This window comes from Pseudoalteromonas sp. SG41-5 (assembly GCF_014164495.1).
Lineage (GTDB): Bacteria > Pseudomonadota > Gammaproteobacteria > Enterobacterales > Alteromonadaceae > Pseudoalteromonas > Pseudoalteromonas rhizosphaerae.
Window position 1 is genome coordinate 1 of record NZ_JACJFH010000314.1, and the last position, 309, is coordinate 309.

Sequence of the window (309 nt, forward strand, 5' to 3'; positions counted from 1 at the left end):
ACTTTGTTTGCTTGCCATTTTTCTATCACAGTATTTTGCAGCCAAATCCAACCATCCCAATGGGGTTGGTTTTCTATCGGTTCAATGCCTTTAACCCAAAAAGCGGCAATAAATAAGCTGTTGTTGTGAGTCACAACATCACCGGCTACATAAATTGAGCTGGCATTCCATTGTGGGTGGTTTGGTTGAATATCGGCTAAATCTGTATTTTTAGATTGTGAGTTAAGCTTAAAAATATTTGTCGCGTAAGCATATGAACAAAAAAGTAACCAAGCAATAATGATGAGTTTAGTCATTGCAAATTCCTTT

General features: G+C 36.9%; 1 protein-coding gene. It reads right to left on the reverse strand.

Annotated elements, in window-relative coordinates:
- A partial coding sequence (locus tag H5232_RS23800) for a carbohydrate-binding protein (RefSeq protein WP_404936418.1) occupies positions 1-296 on the reverse strand: 296 nt, incomplete at its 3' end.
- Positions 297-309: the final 13 nt, after the last annotated feature.